At 56.3% G+C, this 17,255-nt stretch carries 17 protein-coding genes and 1 tRNA gene; 8 read left to right on the top strand and 10 right to left on the bottom strand.

Annotated features, from left to right (window positions below; all coding sequences use genetic code 11):
* Positions 1-29 precede the first annotated feature (29 nt).
* Both HOY34_RS16090 and HOY34_RS22465 read left to right on the top strand, forming a co-directional pair.
* The gene (locus tag HOY34_RS16090) at positions 30-1,187 is read left to right on the top strand and encodes a serine hydrolase family protein (RefSeq protein ID WP_172364642.1); all 1,158 of its coding nucleotides are present in this window, start codon (positions 30-32) and stop codon (positions 1,185-1,187) included.
* Between the two features lie 6 nt (positions 1,188-1,193).
* On the top strand, positions 1,194-2,063 hold the full coding sequence (locus tag HOY34_RS22465; protein WP_366926974.1) for a Mur ligase family protein: 870 nt from the start codon (positions 1,194-1,196) through the stop codon (positions 2,061-2,063).
* 194 nt (positions 2,064-2,257) lie between these two features.
* Here the strand turns inward: HOY34_RS22465 and HOY34_RS16080 are convergent.
* A tRNA-Asp gene (locus tag HOY34_RS16080) sits at positions 2,258-2,334 on the bottom strand.
* Positions 2,335-2,533: 199 nt separating this feature from the next.
* Here HOY34_RS16080 and HOY34_RS16075 point away from each other — a divergent pair.
* The 4 genes from HOY34_RS16075 to HOY34_RS21860 all read left to right on the top strand — a co-directional run bounded on the left by HOY34_RS16075 (position 2,534) and on the right by HOY34_RS21860 (position 4,771).
* Entirely contained in the window at positions 2,534-3,430 is an 897-nt protein-coding gene (locus HOY34_RS16075; RefSeq protein ID WP_172364638.1) for a D-alanine--D-alanine ligase, read from the top strand.
* 52 nt (positions 3,431-3,482) lie between these two features.
* The gene (locus HOY34_RS21865; protein ID WP_216654794.1) at positions 3,483-3,731 is read left to right on the top strand and encodes a hypothetical protein; all 249 of its coding nucleotides are present in this window, start codon (positions 3,483-3,485) and stop codon (positions 3,729-3,731) included.
* Positions 3,732-3,752: 21 nt separating this feature from the next.
* Complete coding sequence (locus HOY34_RS16065; protein ID WP_172364634.1) at positions 3,753-4,103, top strand: hypothetical protein; 351 nt, start codon at positions 3,753-3,755, stop codon at positions 4,101-4,103.
* 110 nt (positions 4,104-4,213) lie between these two features.
* A complete protein-coding gene (locus HOY34_RS21860; RefSeq protein ID WP_216654793.1) occupies positions 4,214-4,771 on the top strand; it encodes a hypothetical protein in 558 nt (185 codons plus the stop codon).
* Between the two features lie 677 nt (positions 4,772-5,448).
* On the opposite strand, the gene HOY34_RS16060 is transcribed toward HOY34_RS21860, so the two are convergent.
* The 6 genes from HOY34_RS16060 to HOY34_RS16035 form a co-directional block, all read right to left on the bottom strand.
* Positions 5,449-6,765 carry a type II toxin-antitoxin system HipA family toxin gene (locus HOY34_RS16060; protein WP_172364633.1) on the bottom strand — a complete coding sequence of 439 codons (1,317 nt, stop codon included), beginning with the start codon at positions 6,763-6,765 and terminating at the stop codon, positions 5,449-5,451.
* Entirely contained in the window at positions 6,765-7,139 is a 375-nt protein-coding gene (locus HOY34_RS16055) for a helix-turn-helix domain-containing protein (protein WP_253944510.1), read from the bottom strand. Before HOY34_RS16055 ends, HOY34_RS16060 begins: the two co-directional genes overlap by 1 nt.
* Positions 7,140-7,233: 94 nt before the next feature.
* Positions 7,234-9,000 carry a recombinase family protein gene (locus tag HOY34_RS16050; RefSeq protein ID WP_172364631.1) on the bottom strand — a complete coding sequence of 589 codons (1,767 nt, stop codon included), beginning with the start codon at positions 8,998-9,000 and terminating at the stop codon, positions 7,234-7,236.
* Positions 9,001-9,039: 39 nt separating this feature from the next.
* Positions 9,040-9,240, bottom strand: a complete 201-nt coding sequence (locus HOY34_RS16045; protein ID WP_172364629.1) for a type II toxin-antitoxin system prevent-host-death family antitoxin — start codon at positions 9,238-9,240, stop codon at positions 9,040-9,042.
* Between the two features lie 71 nt (positions 9,241-9,311).
* Positions 9,312-9,506: a hypothetical protein gene (locus HOY34_RS16040; protein ID WP_253944509.1), complete on the bottom strand. Its 195-nt coding sequence runs from the start codon at positions 9,504-9,506 to the stop codon at positions 9,312-9,314.
* 242 nt (positions 9,507-9,748) lie between these two features.
* Positions 9,749-10,585 carry a LysR family transcriptional regulator gene (locus HOY34_RS16035; protein ID WP_172364625.1) on the bottom strand — a complete coding sequence of 279 codons (837 nt, stop codon included), beginning with the start codon at positions 10,583-10,585 and terminating at the stop codon, positions 9,749-9,751.
* A gap of 126 nt (positions 10,586-10,711) precedes the next feature.
* Here HOY34_RS16035 and HOY34_RS16030 point away from each other — a divergent pair, with 126 nt between their 5' ends.
* Complete coding sequence (locus HOY34_RS16030; RefSeq protein ID WP_172364623.1) at positions 10,712-11,722, top strand: SDR family oxidoreductase; 1,011 nt, start codon at positions 10,712-10,714, stop codon at positions 11,720-11,722.
* A 99-nt stretch (positions 11,723-11,821) separates the two neighbouring features.
* On the opposite strand, the gene HOY34_RS16025 is transcribed toward HOY34_RS16030, so the two are convergent.
* Positions 11,822-12,802: a GlxA family transcriptional regulator gene (locus HOY34_RS16025; RefSeq protein ID WP_172364621.1), complete on the bottom strand. Its 981-nt coding sequence runs from the start codon at positions 12,800-12,802 to the stop codon at positions 11,822-11,824.
* A 101-nt stretch (positions 12,803-12,903) separates the two neighbouring features.
* On the opposite strand from HOY34_RS16025, the gene HOY34_RS16020 reads away from it, so the two are divergent.
* Positions 12,904-13,776: an MBL fold metallo-hydrolase gene (locus HOY34_RS16020; RefSeq protein ID WP_253944508.1), complete on the top strand. Its 873-nt coding sequence runs from the start codon at positions 12,904-12,906 to the stop codon at positions 13,774-13,776.
* 294 nt (positions 13,777-14,070) lie between these two features.
* Here HOY34_RS16020 and HOY34_RS16015 read toward each other — a convergent pair whose 3' ends face one another.
* A complete protein-coding gene (locus tag HOY34_RS16015) occupies positions 14,071-15,336 on the bottom strand; it encodes an McrC family protein (RefSeq protein ID WP_253944507.1) in 1,266 nt (421 codons plus the stop codon).
* A complete protein-coding gene (locus tag HOY34_RS16010) occupies positions 15,336-17,246 on the bottom strand; it encodes an McrB family protein (RefSeq protein ID WP_253944506.1) in 1,911 nt (636 codons plus the stop codon). Before HOY34_RS16010 ends, HOY34_RS16015 begins: the two co-directional genes overlap by 1 nt.
* Positions 17,247-17,255 lie beyond the last annotated feature (9 nt).

Raw genomic sequence — 17,255 nt, 5'->3', positions numbered from 1 at the left:
CTTTTGCGCCGGAATTAAGAGGGTTCGAGATGCCCGGATACTATGTTGAACGTGTATGGGATGGTGAAATCCTGCATTGTAGGAATGACCTTTATCGCGTGCAGCCAGGGGCCTTTGCGCAGTTCATTTTGAAGCTTGAAGCCATGACCTCTGGTCGTGATCGGCAGATCTACCGCAGCAGTGGGAGATTGAATCGGTTGAAACTCTCCGATATTCCGCCAGACGGTAGCCACACGATGTCAACGATCGCGGATCAAATCCCCGATGGAAGCAGAAAAAGTGCTGCCGTTGTTCTGGCGGTCATGCTACATGGCGGCGCGCCTTCAGCGGTTCGTGCTATAAATGCGTCTTTTGCACAAAAGGGGCTGAATAATACCAATCTGTGTAATGTTAGGGGGTTTGATGATATTGAACAGTTTACATGCCTTCGTGATGTCGCGCATTATTTTTCCTTCCAGCTGAAGAACGGGTCGCAGGAGGCCCGAGCCTGCGCCAGGTCAATACTTTCACGGGGCCTTGAATTCGGAGGATCGCACAGAATTTGTCTGGCACTGGACGGTCAGGGGAAACAAGAATGTGTTCTTGCACATTATGGCTTCGAAAAGGGAAGGCACGACGAGGTTTTCGCCAGTATTCGATCCGGGAAAGCTAGAGATCTGGTTGAAGTCAACCTTATTGATATGCAAAGTTTTGTATCGGCAACTGGGGGCATTTTAACTGGTCCTGTCACTGGAAGTGATTTCGGCGGCCTTACCTATCACCCGGACCGTTTGCGCCGAAACTCCGTTGCTGTAGTCGCTGAGGGGGTAGGCTATGGGGTGGAGCGATCACAGAGACTGGCATTTCAGAGATCTGCCAGCATCACTATTGGTGTTGGAAGTGATCCTGTATCGCCTGCCATTCCGCATTTGAAAGTTAAAAATGTAACGCAGGCCTTTAGACGTGTCGCCAACGAGGCCAGAGCCATGTTTTCCGGAAATGTAATCTGTGTGACTGGAAGCGCAGGCAAGAGCACGACCTCCGCATTGATTGAAAAGGTCTTGTCAGGCATCCCGGGGGTCGGAAAAACGCATATGACCTTCAATAACGGCAATCTTCTGCTGGGCGCTCTTGAAACAATCATGACTGTGCCCGCAAGTGCGAGCAATATCATTGCAGAAATAGCGGCGGGACGCGTGAAAGAGTGAAGCGATATATGCCGACCGGATGTCGCTATTGTCACCAATGTGTCGAACGCCCATCGAAAGGCATATAATTCGCTCGAGGAGATCGCTCGTGAAAAGGCTGGTGTGTTCTCAGGCCTCGCCAGTGGCGGGGCGACCGTGATTTGCCGCGACACCGAATGCTTTGAGGTTTTTTATGAAGAGGCAAAAAAAGTTACAGACAACTTAATAACCTACGGGAAGAGCGCAGACAGCGACTGGCGCTTGCAACGCTATGATCCGCTCACAGGGTGGCTTCGGGTGAGTGTAAGAGGCACAGAGATTGACGTGTGTCTTCCTGCCGCCGGCGAACATATCGCGGTCAACGTAGTAGGGGCTATTGCGGCGGCCTCTCATCTGTACGAAAACTGGGCGCCAGCTATAGCGGGCTTGGCCGGTTGGTCACCTCTCGACGGACGTGGTCGGGTTCATAACGTCATTCTTCCCGATGGGCCAGAAGTTCGTATTTTTGATGAGTCCTTTAATGCAGCGCCTGGAGCGGTGATTGCTGTTCTCAAAGCTCTGGCAGATCGTCCTTCTGCGGGTCGCCGGGTCGTTGTTCTTGGCGATATGCTTGAATTGGGAGCTGTCAGTATGGACTGTCACACGGAAGTTTTGTCACTGCTGAATAATTGCAATGTGGATATGGCTTTCTTCGTTGGGGACGAGTACAGAAAGGCGCTTCAGGCGTGCGAATTGCGGAAGCCATACGTCTGGTATGAGGCCGCAGATGGAGTCTTGCCTGACCTTCGTGCCTTCGTGCAAGATGGCGACGAGGTTACTGTGAAAGGTGCCCATGCATCGGGTGTTCACTCAATTGTGCGTGAAATGAGAAGAATTTCAGTCCAGCCTGATCACTGAAGCCGTCGAATTGATCAGAGGAAACTGTGCTGCCGACCAATTGAGGTTGGCAGCAAGTATTTCATTCGAACGAGTTGCATATGATTATCGTGAGATTGCCGGAGGCAATTAGTGTTTGCCGCATGAGAGTCCGTATATTTTCGACCGGGAAAATGGGTCACAGATCCATTCTCTATAAGGATGGTTCTATTGAATGGCGCGGTTGACGGGGCTCGAACCCGCGACCCCCGGCGTGACAGGCCGGTACTCTAACCAACTGAGCTACAACCGCCAATTCAGGTGTGTTATGTGACTACCGAACATCTCTCCGATTTTCAATAGGTATATCTATTTTTCCCAATTATCAACCTGATGTAGAAATTGTATCGGATAGGTTGATTGTGCCTCTGTTGGGCCCGTGAATTACTGATTTTCGTTGAAGGAGTGAATCAATTGTCGTCTATCTGACGTTGAAGTATCGGGAGGCTCATATGGATTCGTTCGTCGCAGTCTTGATGGGAGGCAGTTCCTCGGAGCGTTCGGTGAGCATCGCATCTGGCAAAGCCTGTGCTGAAGGACTTACAGCGGCGGGATATCGTGTGGCGCGCTTGGAGGTTGCCGACGATATCGCCGAAAAGCTTCTGCAGGTTCGGCCGACAGTTGTCTTCAATGCACTGCACGGAACCGGTGGCGAGGATGGCGTTGTGCAGGGGCTTCTGGAGGGCCTCGGAATTCCATACACTCATTCAGGTGTAATGGCTTCCGCACTTGCAATGCATAAAGTTAATGCAAAGCATGTCGCTGCTGCTCACGGTATCCCTGTCGCGGAAGCAATCGAGGTGACCGCTTCGGACGCATCAGCGGCGCATGTGATGCGGCCGCCATATGTGTTGAAACCTGTTTCTGACGGATCGTCTTGTGGCGTACGGATTGTTCGCGCCGGTGATGCTCCGCCGGTTCATCAGGGCGAGCCTGCTTCTTTGATGGCGGAGAGATATGTTTCCGGTCGAGAGTTGACTTGCGCTGTGATGGGTGGGAAGGCGCTCGGCATCACAGAAATCGTGACCAAAGATGGGGAGTGGTACGATTTCAATGCCAAATATGCGGCAGGAGGCTCAATGCATATCTGTCCGGCAGTGCTTCCGCTGGATGTCGAGGAGAGAGTCCGACGCTACTCAGAGGTGGCCCACCGTGCGATTGGCTGTCGCGGCGTGACCAGATCAGACTTTCGGTACGATCCTGAGACCGGTGAGGTCATCTGGCTTGAGATCAATACCCAGCCAGGTATGACGCCGACGTCATTGCTGCCGGAGCTTGCGTCGCACCGGGGCATATCCTTCCCGGATCTGGTTTCATGGATCGTCGAAGACGCATCTCTCAACCGCTAGACCCGTGGCAGATACTATCTTGGATCATACTCTTCCGGGGTCACAGCATACCTTGGCATCCGATGAGGTTTCGTATCTGGAACTCGGTCTGCGGGGGGTGTGTCGGGTGCGGGTCCGCTTTCTTGGGCGAAGCGGCGAGATCGAAAATGATGTTATGGCCCTTCTGGGCTCCCGCGGTATTCAGGCGACGCTGGAGAGACTTGAGGGCATGGTGCCCTTGCCACGCCGTCGCTTCTCTTTCCGCTATGAACCCAGTGGCGCAGTTCTGACTGTTTTTGCCGATGGTGATCTGCACGGCTGATCTGTCGGCCCGATCCGTGTGGTGGCAGCTCTCGCGGATTCGGCACACCCCGAGTTGTCCTCGATCTGGTCGCAATCCACATGGGACATGGTCATTTCGGGACCGAACCCGCGCGTTGTTCCGCTGACGCATTCCGTGGATGTCATCGAGAACAATGACCTGAGAGTAACCTGGGGGAAAACCGGCACCGCCGGGTCAGGCGGCAACAGCCTTGTTTGCGAGTTCAAAGGACCGAAGGAGAACCGTTTCTACTATGTCGGGTTCGGGGCCGTCTCTGACGCTGAGCGCTACACAGATGCGGATGCAGTCTATGCTGCGGCCGCTTCCGGGGTCGAGTGGCCCAGCCTGATCCCGCAGATGCGAGGTGCCTAGGCCAACAGACAAATCCTCGCCGTTGGCGGTAGATGGAAAGTATCGCTGGAAATACCTGATATGGCCTCCTGGGCTGAAGGCAACTACGTGATTGTCGCAAAGGCTAGCTAATGAAGAAAAGTGCTCCACGCGCGCGCATGCAGGGTAACCTCGACGGTCTTTGTGGCGTCTATTCAGTCGTAAACACCACGCTCCAACTCAGCCCGAAGCGGTTAAGCGATAAGCAGACGAGGGGCCTGTTTCATTGTCTCTGCACTCAGCTTGAAGCAGAGGGCCGTCTTGTCGATGCATTGGTGGAGGGGATGACAGTCAGAGTTCTCGCTCGACTGCTCGACGCAGCATCAGGCTTCCTGAACAATGAAACTGGTGTGCGTATTTGCCGAAAATTGGCCTATAGAAGTGCGCCGAGCGGGCTCAGCGAATTCTGGTCAGTGCTACAATCTCATGTCCAGGGTCACGGCACTGGCTCAGTCTTGCTTGGTCTGGGTGGCAAATACGACCATTGGACTTCCGTGGAACGGATCACCCAGAGCCGCATCTCGCTGTTGGACAGCGATGGCCTGCAGCACTTGCTTCGTAAGCATTGCACAATTGCGGATGAGCATGGGAGCCGTCATCATGTTCTATGGCCCACCCAGACATTCTTGTTGAGCATAGAACGCGTTTGACCGCCCGGAACGAAACCACTAAACGAAATGAGATCGAACGGCATGCGGTCATTTTTCCCGGGCATGACACTCTCTTGTGCTCTTGTCCTTGGCGTTCCGTCTCCTCTGTTTGCGGAGGAGACGCCTGTAGGTGCATGGGCATACATCGCAGATTGCTCGATGTCCCCGCAGCGACTTCCACGCTCGATACAGGGATGGGTTCAACTGCGCGAGATCGCCCCTGAGATCTATAGTGGTGGTGTAACCAACTCGCAGCGGCTGCGTGGCACCATCAGAATGACTGTATCCGAAGGCTGGTTCTACGCTGAGCTTAACTGGGGGCCTCGCCATCTTTCGACAACCGTTGAGGGCGAGTTTGTGTCAGGTAGCGCGTTCAGTGCTGTCGATTCCAACGGCTGCCTTCTTGATGGTGCGCGCATCAGACCCTGACCGGCTGCTCTACATTCGGCTCGACACAGGTTCATGCGCTGTAAGTATCTGTGTCATAGCCTGAAAAAAAATCTCTGTCAGCTATCACCTGATGTCGACGTTGACCTGATCACGCCCATAGCCGCTGAGATCGAAAGCCTTGTGGCTTAAGGCTTAATCGTTGAGATATCGCGGGACTATTCGAGTTGTTTACGCATCCGAGTTGCTGCCCAATCTGAAGGAGCAGAAGTCATTGGGAAAAGCCGTTTCTACGTCTCGAACGCCATAAGGCGTTCGCTGCGCGCAATGGCCGCGACGGAGACGCTTTCCACTAGGGCACCGGGGAATCCGGGCGGGAGGCTCCTGGCAGCCGTATCGAGAGCCTTTGGAAGGTGGTCCCGTACCTCCTCAAGCAGCCTGATCGCACGTGGGCGGGACATCCCACCCCGCACTGCGGTCTGCACGAAATGTCGCCCCTGGATCTTGTCGAAGACGTAGTGACGGTTGTCTCCGATAGACATCGCCAGTTTCATCTGCTTTTGTTCGATTTGCCGGGCATCAAGAGCTTGTTGCGCTGTGACGATATCATAAAGCGGTGTCATGCGGTAGCTGCCGCCCGGGCTGAGCCAGAGGCTGAAGTTCTTCGCATGGCCATCCGTTGCGCCGATCAGCCAGAAGATGATCTGTGCTTTCAGGAAGGTGTCCTGATCTTCAACGGGGCGGTCGCTGCCCTGGAGCAGGCCAATGATATCAACCATGCGCGGGCCGCCATCGCTCTGGTATTTCAGCGTGGGTGGGACGGACAGTGCCTGACAGCAGTCCTCTTGCGGAAGGCGCAGAAGGCGACCGCCGCGGGCCCACAGGCGATCAAAGCGCTCGATCACTAAGGCCCTCGTTTCGCCGAATGTTGCCATGTGGGCCTGATTGACGGGCAGTGCGAACGCCTCGGCAAGTTTGAGGCAGTAGAATTCATTCTCGACGCTGTCGGACAGGTCAATTCCACCGGGCAGGTGGCCGATCTGTGTCTTGAAGATATGGGTTGTCGGGGTGGTTCCGTGCGGCTTCTTCCACCGACCTTCATGCCAGAGGAGGGCGGTTTTCTCCTGTGCACCAGCCACCGAAATTCGGAAATCGTCATCGCGCGACAAGCCGAGCGGCGCCTGGCCAAGGCCCCGCAGCAGTCTCTCGATGGCGGTGTCATCAACCGCCTCACCTTCAATGCGGCCGGTGCTGTCGGGGACGTCATCGTCACCAGGGATGAACTGCAAGGCGCCCACGCAGTCACGACCGATCACCGAGAGGAGGCTGTAAGCATCCGTGCCACGAGCCCCGACCTTTTCGGCGACAAGCCGACGGACCCGGTCGGAATCCGGCAGCAGGTTCTCGAAAACAGCGAGAACCGGCTCGCCATGCCACGGCGTCTCCCGCAGAGGCAGCGAGAGAGAGACCGGGATGGCATTCTCCCAGGCCAGCCAATCGTCATGGTAGGAAAACCGGATCGCGCCATTGCCCGCACGGTTCAGCGTGCCGACACGCCGGTTGTTCAGGTAGACCCGCAAGGGCTGCCAGGCCGGACGGCGACCCATCAGAACAGATCCTCGATATCTGTCCTGTCGCCCTTCGAGCGGGGTGTGATCTGAAACTCCAGATCGAGGGCGGCCAGAACGGCAAGGAGAGACTCCAGCTTCGCTGGTTTCTCGGCCGTCTCTATGGTCGAGATCGTCGCTTGCCGCAGGCCGGCACGCGCGGCCAGATCACTTTGGGTCCAGCCGCGCTTCTTGCGCTCTCGCTGGATGATGGTGCCTATCTGCCTTGGGGTGCGCGCCAAATCTGCCATAAGAGATGAATACGCTTTAGCGTATATGAAGTCAATATGCGCCATAGAAGATAAAATCGTCGTATTCGCTACTGCGTAGGAACTGAAAATTGCAGTCTGAACGTCGAATGCGTAAACCCTCAACAACCAGTGTATCCGTTGAAACAGGGCCGTACCATGACCCTACACCGGAACGGAGTTCCACCCTATCAGCTACGACGCTTTAGTGGGACCAATACTACGCAGCGGTACGAAGCAGGCCTACGGATTTCTCCAGAGCTGACCGTTCAAGGAGGGAGCGATATGCTGAGAGAAGGCGCAATTTGAGATGGTTGCTCGCCCCCGCAACCACTGATAACGACAAACCCGTAGCATCCGCTGCGGGTTTTGTTGTTTTTGCAGCATTTCCAATGACTTGCCGCTCCGTCCAATTGAGAATTGTGCCCAACTCGCCGTGCAGTGTCGCGTAAATCTCGCCGCGTTCTGGCCCCGGCGTCAGCGAAATCTTCTCGATCAGGCCGCGCAATGTCTCCGCCGCTTCCTGCCGCTCTTCCTTGCGATTGAGCGCCTTGGTCAGGGCAGAAACCTTCTTCGCATAGATCGCTGAGGCGCTTGGCAGAATGTCCGGTGTGTCCTCTGGCGCGTCGGCCAGCAGGGTGTTTAGTTCGGTCTTGCGTGCCTCCAGCGTGTCCATCTCAGCCTTCATACTCTCGTGGAACATGCCGGCCTTGATCGCCTCGATGATGCCGCGGATCTGTTTCTCGATCTTCACCAGTTCTGCCTTCCAGGCATCGCCGCTGGAGCGGCGTTCCCGGTTCAGCCGATTGGTTTCCTCGGCATAGGCGCGCATCGCCTCCTCGACGATCTCAGGCGCCATCATGCGGTCCTTCAGGCCGGAGAGCACGCGGGCTTCCAGTTCCTCACGCCGGATCGTGCGGCTGTTCGAACAGGCGCCCTTGCTGATGTGGTTGGAGCAGGCGAACCGATCAGCGCCGCGAAGCGAGTAGGGGCCTCCGCAGCAGCCGCAGAACACCAGGCCGGACAGGAGGGACTTCGGCCGACGTGTGCCGTTCAGGCGGTTCTTTTTGTGGTGTTTGCGCACGGCTTCGGTGACGTTGGCAAACTTCTCGGCGATCTCGCCCTGCCGGACACGAACTGAATGCCAGAGTTCGTCATCGACAATACGCAGCTCCGGGACATCCTTGATGATCCAGTCCGATTCCGGGTTCAGGCGTGACACGCGCTTTCCGGTCGATGGATCTTTGATATAGCGAAGCCGGTTCCAGATCAGACGACCGATATAAAGTTCATTATTCACCAGCCCCGTGCCGCGCTTCACATGGCCCCGGATGGTCGTGTCGCTCCAGAGCTTGCCAGCCGGGCCGGGGACACCTTCCTCGTTCAATGTGCGGGCGATGGTGCGGGGGCCGACGCCGGCGGCGAACTCGCGGAATATGCGCCGGACAACATTCGCCTCGGCTTCGTTGATCTCGCGATCACCGCGAATGGGATCGCCGCGCGCATCGAGCTGCTTGACGACATTGTAGCCAAAGCACAGTCCGCCGCCCGACTTTCCGTCCTCGACGCGCCCGCGAATGCCGCGATGGGTTTTGGCGGCGAGGTCTTTCAGGAACAGCGCGTTCATCGTGCCCTTGAGACCGACATGAAGCTCGCTGATCTCGCCCTCGGACAGCGTGACAATGGGAACGCCAGCGAATTTGAGGTGCTTGTAGAAGGTGGCGACATCGGCTTGATCGCGGCTGATGCGATCCAGTGCCTCTGCCATCACAATGTCAAACTGGCCAGCCTGCGCATCCTGAAGGAGCGCCTGGATGCCGGGGCGCAGGATCATGCTTGCGCCGGAGATGCCAGCATCCTTGTAGGTGCCGACGATCTTCCACTTCTCGCGCTTCGCCTGCTCGCGGCAGATGCGCAACTGGTCCTCAATCGACGCCTCGCGCTGATTGTCGGAAGAATATCGGGCATAGAGCGCAACGCGGGTCATATCGGCAGTCCTTTCAAGCTCCGTGTCGGGGGAGGTATCTTAATTCCGTTCAGGGTCGGAGGCGGCTTCGATGGCCTTGTCGCTGCGCTTCGCCGCTGCCAGCAACTCGTCATATTGGGCGGCCGACATCAGCACAAACTCGCGTCGGCCATGTCGCGTGATCTCTACCGGCTCACGGTGAGATTCGTTCAGATACTGTCCGAACTTGCGCTGAAATTCGAGGGAGGTTGTGGTCGGCATCGCAGACTCCAAGAGAATAGGTCTGCCGATATAATACGTATTACACGTATAGATACAAGGGAATTAGTACGTCAGCTACGCAGGTGGCGTTGAGTTTTGCGTTCCGCTGCCAATTTACGCTCGAACTGCTCGCGGGCGATCTGGCGACCAATCAGGCGAGCCAGCAACATCAAGGCATCGTCTTTGGGTGCGGGATCATTCCGGTCCGTTTCCGGTCCGGTCGAGGGTGTAACCTCGATATTGATCCTGTTCCGCTTGACCGCCATCGTCTCCAATATCCCATCCCCGGAAAGGGGCTAGGAGAATGGAAGCGCGGAATGTCAGCGTAAGGAAGGTCTCGGGCGCCGCTGTGCGGTGAATAGGATGCCGTGGCGTGGAAAAGGGACGGCGCTTGACCAGATTCTTGGTTGGGTCGGCGTCGCATTTTTGAACTCAGAGACGTTCTGGATGCGGAAGGTATTTGTACCCCGCTCTTCAAAGAGTATCACGGACAGGATGTGCTGATAGTTTAATAGTCGTGCGATTTCGGCAGCATCCGGTTCTTCAGCAGGTCTACAAAGGCTCTTATCTGGGGCTGTCGCAACGACTGGGGGCGGGTGACCAGAAAAACCTCCAGCCCCGGCAGGGTCTGATCAGAGAAGGGTTCAACCAGATCTGACGCCAGTGCGCAGGGCAGAGCGGCAGCGCCATGGCCACGCTGAACCGCAGCCAGTTGCGCGGTAAAGGATGAGACCCGGATGCGGATGTTCCCGAACCCCGCCGCCCGCGCCGCTTTCATATGGGGCAACTGGTCCAGCGGCGGAAGCAGGCCGATCATCGGCAGCGTTTCGGGCCGAAGACCGGGACGGGCCGCGATCTTGGGTGCGGCAAAGATCCGAAACTCAACATCCGTCAGGCGCTGATAAATCAGCGAGGGCTCGCCCAGATGCAGAGTGCGGATGGCGACATCGGACGCGCCTTGCGTCAATTTCACCAGATCGGCTGTAATCGAGAGATCAACGGTGCAACCGGGATACAAAGCGGTGAACTCCGCCGAAATATCTGTCAGCGGCGCGACAAATCCTTCGCCTGCAGTGACTCTGACCCGCCCCGACAGCCCTCCCGCTTCAGGCGACGGGGCCAGCGCGGTTTCAAAATCCTTCGCCGCTTGCACCAGAGCCTCGCCACGCGCGGTCAGTCTGGTGCCATCGGCCCCGCGTTCAACGAGCGCCGCCCCGACCCCGGCCTCAAGCTGGGTGATGCGGCGCGAAAGCGTAGAGGCCGCCATGCCAAGCGCCTCGCCCGCGCGCAGAAAGCTGCCGCGCCGCGCCACCGCCAGCAAAAGGCGAAGATCATCCCAGTTCATCCCGCACCTCCGACTTTGATTTGCGCATGCGCAAACCTGTTTTGCCATGACATGCGTTCTGCGCAAAGCCGGTTTCGCCTATCTGATGCGGGACAAGGCGCATTCCGCGCCGCACAGGGTATCAATATGCAGACCGTCTTTGTTACCGGCGCAACCGGGCTTCTGGGCAATAACCTCGTACGGCTTTTGCTGGAGCGCGGTGTGAAGGTGCGGGCGTTGGCGCGGTCGCGCAGCAAGGCCGTGGCGCAGTTCGGCCAGATCGGCGGGCTGGAGATCATTGAAGGCGACATGCAGGATGTCGCGCAATTCGCCCCGGCGTTGGCCGGATGTGACGTGGTATTCCACACCGCCGCCTATTTCCGCGAGAGCTATGGCGGCGGCAAGCACTGGGCAATGCTGAAGCGGATCAATGTCGATGCGACAGGTGAACTGATCGCCGCTGCCCATGCGGCCGGTGTGCGGCGTTTCATCCATACCAGCTCGATTGCGGTGGTGAACGGGCCGCGCGGCGCGCTGATCGATGAAAGCATGGCCCGCGACCCGCGCGATGCCGACGACTATTATCGCAGCAAGATGCAATCAGACCGTGTGGTGCAGGATTTTCTGCACCATCACCCCGAGATGTTCGCGGCCTTTGTCATGCCGGGCTGGATGCACGGCCCCGGCGATTTGGGGCCAACCGCAGCGGGCCAGTTCACACTGGATTATCTGCGGCGCGCACTACCCGGTATCCCTCCGGGCACATTTTCCTTCGTCGATGCTCGGGACGTGGCTTTTGCACTGGTCGCAGCGGCGGAAAAAGGGCGGCGGGGTGAGCATTATCTGGCCGCCGGTCACCATATCGCCATGCCCGATCTTGTGCGGATCTATGAGCAGGTCACCGGCATACCCGCGCCAAGGCGCCAGATCCCGGTCGCGGTGCTCTGGCCGATCGCGGCACTGCAAGAGATCATCGCCCGCGTGACGGGCCGCCCCGCACTCCTGAGCCTCGCCACCGTCCGCACCATGCGCGCCGAGGCCGAGCGCACCCGTTTCAACCCTGAGAAGTCGCGCAATGAACTGGGCCTGACCTTTCGCCCCATCGCCGAAACCATACGCGACGAGGTCGGCTGGTTCAGAGGCCAGGGTATGGCTTAAGGCTGTGTGCCATGGCGTACTCACCAACTGGCTTGGTTTTGATCCGCCGTTGACAACAACCCATTCAGGCAACTCACGCAGGGACCAAGAGGTGTAAATCTATTGTCGTGATGCTTCAGCCTTGAAACGAGCTCGATAATCAAGCGGAGGTAATCCGACTATTCGTGTGAACACTTTCCGAAATGACCCCGGATCACTATATCCTACTTCCCATGCTATTCGCTCGATAGATAGTTTGCCGAATTGAAGAAGTTCTTGCGCTTTCGAGATTCGCAATCTTTGCGCATACTCTAATGCGGTGAACCCAGTTGCTTTTTGAAAGCGGCGCAGAAATGTTCTTTCTTCAAGGCCGGCGCGTTCGGCAAGGATGGAAAGGCGCACCTCCTTCCCCTCCTGCTGCTGTATAAAATGTTGAGCTTTCAGAATTGACGCGTCGCCATGAGTCATTCGGGGAACAAAGCTGCTATAATAGCGTTGCTCGCGGCCAGGTGGGTCTATCAGCATCATTCGGGATGTCTCGGCCATGACTACTGGCCCAAGAAATCTGTCGACCAATCTCAGGGCCAAATCAGTCCATGCCATCAGGCCTCCAGCGGAAATGATGTCACCACCATCGATAAGCAGACGATCAGTGTCGAGCTGAACATTGGGGAAGCGATCTCTGAAGGCGTCAGCATATACCCAATGGGTGGTTACTGTTCGACCATCCAGAACACCAGTGTCACCCAGTAAAAATACGCTTACGCAGACCGACGCGAGAGAGCTCCCCGTATTGTGGCGGTCACGCAACCAGCGCTTCAGTAGTGTGGGCGCCTCCAGATTCGGGGGGGCTTCGAGAGACGGCGGTAGCACGACGACATCATATAAGATGTCCCCTTGTCGGGGCTCCGATTTATCTAAGCCCACAGGTACAACGCAGCCGTTGTCGTCGGCGGCCAGATGCGTGACACGGATTTGCGGAGCGCCCTCATCCCTTGCGCGGGCGATGCGGTTCGCAACTTCCAAGATGTCTGCGATCCCCGAAGCGGCTGATTGTAGGACGCCGTTGTAGTAGACGATGCCGACTTCTGCTGTTCTCATGTGTCGATATTGCCCACCTGAATGTCGGTTTCGCCAATAGCGTGACCATCATACAGTTCGGTACTCAGGGCAAGTATCAAGCGTTACCGAAAGATGAAAACATGACCTCCAGACGAGAATTCTTCGTGCTCTCAGGTACGACTCTTGCCGCTATGTCGCTGCCCGCCCGCGCCGAAAATGCCGTTGACGATGCGCGTGGAGGAAAAATAACACAGATCAGAAATGCAACGTTGCGCATTGAATATGGTGGCGTCCGCTTTCTTGTTGATCCGATGCTGTCTGAACGTCACTCATGGCCGGGATTCGAGGGGACGGTAAATAGTCAGGAACGAAATTCACTGGTGCATTTGCCGTTTCCCATTGAAGACATTGTCGATGTGGATGCTGTAATTGTTACTCACTTGCATGAAGACCATTGGGACAAGTCTGCACAACGCATAGTGCCGAAATCCATGCCAATATTTTCTCAGAATGACGAAGACGCTACAATCATCAGATCGCAGGGATTTGAAGATGTGCGTGTGCTGTCTAAGACCAGCAGTTTTCAGAATGTCCAGTTGATCCGTACCAATGGGCGCCATGGCACTGATGAAGCGTACGCTGTTGCCGGTCATGTGTTAGGAAGTGTTTGTGGTGTTGTTTTCAAAAAAGATAAGCATAATACAGTGTATCTCGCAGGAGATACGATCTGGAATACCGATGTTGCCGAGGTTCTCGACGAATACCAGCCCCAATATGCAATTCTCAATGCCGGTGATGCAAAGCTCGCAGGGTTGGATGACGGAATAATCATGGGGGCTGCTGACGTTTTAGAAGTTCATCGGGCTTCACCTGGGACAATACTTGTCGCTTCACATATGGAGGCGGTTAATCACTGTGTGCTTACGAGAGCGGAATTGCGAAAATTTGCGCGGGACGAGGGATTTTCAGATATGCTGATCGTCCCCGCAGACGGACAAACTATCAATATTTGATCCGCTAGATAGCACAAAAAACATGGGCGCTGTCAGGTCTGACAGTGCTCATGTTTCGTCAATATGTGGACTATTACTGTAGGAAGAACGCCGTGATCTAGATCGCACCTTTTGCGGCGGCGCTCAATCAGTGGCGCTTGTCGCTCATTCATGAGCCGTTTCGACCCGCACGTCACTATAGAAATCGAAGCGCATGCTGGAAACCAACGAGAATAGGAGCTCTCCTATGTCGGCTTAGCGCAACAATGCCCCTTGGCGTTGGAAGGGGTGCAGTCATCGAGGATAAGTGTGCTTTCATGCTAGGACAGATACGGTAGAGGCGTCTCCAACCATCGTCATAGCGCTGGCGATGCTTCTCCACTGATTCTTTTGGGTTGCCTGTCGTATATCGACCTGCCAAATCTCCACTCTACGGTCTGTGGCGGTATAACGCCATGTCGTAGGCTTCGCCGTCTGGCTGGTTCCAGGATAGAGAAGTATGACGCGGCTTGCATTATAGACCGCCCCATAGGACGCGAGTTGGTAAAGATCGGCTTGGCTCACATTTGGCGTAGAGCCGGAATGTTCGCCGAGATCCTTCCATTTCGTATCAATCACCAACGGGCCATCAGGGGTGTCAATTACGATGTCCGGGATCAGAGGGTAGGCGCCATGCTGCAACAGGGTGTGCTGTCGGCGCTGAACTGACACTGATCCTGGCGGAAGAACCCGTTGCAGCCAGCGGGCAACATACCGTTCAAACAGCAGGTTCATCGGAAAGAGCAACGAAATTCCCGTGCCGTCTCCGGAACTCGTGTTTTGCCACTCTGCTTCCAGCAGCATACGCGCAAGCATATGCGCCTGACGAAAGCGCTCATTCATCCGGTTCCAGACGATACGCTCCCTCAGTGGGGCGGGGCTGGCGGGGATGTCGGCGAAGCGCCCTGCGAGGTTAGCGATTCGGCGACGCAGAGGCTCGGAGCGCACGAAGGAGATGATGCGCAACAGGCTGGCCTTGAACAGCCGGTTGAGCGGCGTGTTCTCGGAAAACTCGTCAAACCGGCAATGCAGGCGGGAAGGATCAGCCGAGCGGCGAACGATTTGCTGCCGCACATCGAGCGCTCCCCGCAGCTTAGGCAAAACATCCTCCTCTGGCACATAGTCGCGCGTCAGACCGGATTTCGCTTGTTCTGCAAGGCGTGTCACAAACAGATTGATAAAGGCTTCGAGAAGATCGCTCTCCTGTGCGCCCATCTGCGCGATCTGCCCTTCTGAAAGCGGTATGTCGAAGGCGACCGCAATCATCCGCACAAGGGTCGCTCGCAATGCACCGTCCTCGTCGGCGAGCTTGGGCAGGATTTCCAAACTTATCCCTGGAACGGAAATAATGCCGCAAACCTGCTTGGTTTCAAGCTTTCGAAAACCGCGCGCCAGTACGCCGTTCTCAGCCACGCCAAGCCTGCGGGCAGCCGTGATTGCGGCAAGGTGCAGTTGCTCGGCTTGTCCTTCGCTGATTCCGTCGGGTCCAATGGGCAAAGAGGACCACTCCGGCAGAGAGTAATGGCTTTTCTGCTTGGGCATTATTCCCGTCCCAGAAGAGCCATGTAAGCTGCTTCAGGATATCCGCCTTCTTCCCGAAAAACATCGGAATAGCGATACCGATCCTCAGCAAATCCCTCAGCCCCCTTTGGAACCGGAATAGGGGATCGATTCAGGAAGCCGTCGCCGCCACCCAGAACAATGCGAACCCGTTCAATGTCGTCATGGAAATACTCACGCAGCAGCGGGATGACCTTGAATGCCATGACGCGATCGAGTTCGGCTTTCGTCTTGACGCCCATAAACCAGGCGTGGCCGATCTGGGCATCCTCTCCCAGGAAATAGACAAGGCGCAGATTGAGATTGTCCAGAATGGCTGCAAGATCGAGCGCACTATCGTCGAGTTCGATTCCTGCGAGTTCTGCGGAATCGGGTGGCAGTTCCTCAAACACGAAACGCCGCCGCAGTGCTGTATCCAGCAGCGAGATGGATCTGTCTGCCGTGTTCATCGTGCCAAGGATGTACAGATTGGCCGGAAGGGAGAATGCGGTCTTGGAGTAAGGAAGTGTGACGGTGATCGCCGCAGGCGCTCCCTGTCTCTTGTCCGCCTCCAGAAGCGTGATGAGTTCGCCCAGAACCTTCGAGATGTTGGCGCGATTGATCTCGTCAATGATGAGGACATGGTTGCTCGCTTGCTTCGACGCCCGCTCTGCCATTACTTTCAGCACACCTGCTTCCGGTTCGAGCGTGAAGCCTGCCCCCGATGCCATCGGCTTGGGTCGCAGTCCCTCGACGAAATCTTCGTAGGTATAGCTTTGATGGAAGGTGACGAAGCCGATGCGCCCGTCCTTTACCAGTTGCTCATAGGCCGCGCGCACTGCACCCGGATCGGACGCCGCCTGGCCTAGACATATCTCGACGGCGCGTTGTGCGGTGCTGAACGTCTTGCCCGTACCCGGAGGGCCATAGAAGATCGTATTCAGTTCAAAACCGGATGAAGCTGGAACGACGGCTTTTTCATCCAGTTTATCTGTCGAGTGCGCATTCTTTTCTTTCGGCTTCTGCCAGACAGGCCGGAAGTCACCCTCGTAGAAATCGACGTGTGAACCATGCTTGGCTTCAAGGCTCTTGCGCAATGACAGAAGCGCGTCATCGAGCTTGGCTATGCTCATGGCGCCGGCATCGGCTGCCGTTGTTACCCCGAAGCCAGCCAGAATATCCCGTTTATGCTGGCCGGCGCTGATGCGCTCGAAGCTGTCAGGAAAAAGCAGGAAGGGCAGGATATGACGCAATTGCCGATTTTCCCCGTTCACCTGTATCTCGAACCAACTGGCAAATGCGCCGCCGTCCCCGAGCAGGCGTCGACGTTCATCAACAGGCCTGGATTTGAGATCCTGCATGGCGGTAATCAACAGAACGAGCTCGCGCCATTTATTGTTGTTATATCCTTGGCCAGCCCGGCCGACACCGTAAAGAACCTGTTCGGTCAGGGCCGCCACATCTTGCGGCAAATCCTGGCCTGACCAGGACCAAACCTCGCGGACTTTCCGATCCTTGGTCGGGGGAGAGACATCGCGACGCTGGAAGGCATAAAGTAGCCAGATCAGCTCGGCCATCAGGCAGTGCGCCTCAGCTGTTGCGTCAGATAGCTGGACTTTCAGCTTTTCGAAGAACTTGCCTTCGCCCTCATCGAGGTTCTGCACGTAGGTACGCTGCAACTCCGCAAAGTGTTCAGCGGTCCAAAGTGAGCGTCCAGGTGAAAGCAGGGATCCATCGCCGATCAGGCAATCAGTGCGAAGACGATCCATCGTCTCGTAAAGGGGAGAAAGATCAGCATCTGGGTTATAACGGGCCACGAAAATTCCTCGGAAATACTTAGATAACCATTGCGGCATGCAATATTCGTCTTCCGACTGGCGCGAGTCGGTCCAGCTTGCATAAGAAACCAGCAAGGCTCTTTT

This window comes from Pseudogemmobacter hezensis, assembly GCF_013155295.1.
GTDB lineage: Bacteria > Pseudomonadota > Alphaproteobacteria > Rhodobacterales > Rhodobacteraceae > Pseudogemmobacter > Pseudogemmobacter hezensis.
The sequence above is the reverse complement of the archived record's forward strand: the minus strand, read 5'-3'. Positions and strand labels throughout refer to the sequence as shown.